The organism is Pantoea sp. SIMBA_079 (assembly GCF_046940275.1).
GTDB classification, from domain to species: Bacteria; Pseudomonadota; Gammaproteobacteria; order Enterobacterales; family Enterobacteriaceae; genus Pantoea; species Pantoea borealis.
Genome location: NZ_JAWRYR010000783.1, coordinates 1 through 244 on the forward strand (window position 1 = coordinate 1; position 244 = coordinate 244).

At 66.4% G+C, this 244-nt stretch carries 1 protein-coding gene; it reads right to left on the minus strand.

The genetic code is table 11. The annotated features are described in order from the left end of the window. A partial coding sequence (locus tag SB719_RS22080; RefSeq protein WP_412160020.1) for a tRNA (adenine(22)-N(1))-methyltransferase TrmK occupies window positions 1-244 on the minus strand: 244 nt, incomplete at both ends.

Here is a 244-nt window from a genome sequence, read left to right on the forward strand (position 1 = left end):
AACCATTGCCCGCCAGCCACTGGCGCAGTTCGCGCTCACCGCCATTGGGTTGCAGTACCAGGCGCGTGACGCCGCCAAGGCGCAGCTTGCCGGCCTCGAGTATCTCGCACATGGTGTCGCCGCCCATACCGCATATGCTCACCACCGAGATACGGTCTTGCGGCTCGACCGCTGCCAGCCCATCGGCCAGGCGCACGGTGACCCGCTCTTGCAGGCCGTTTTTGCGCACATTGCGCTGGGCCGA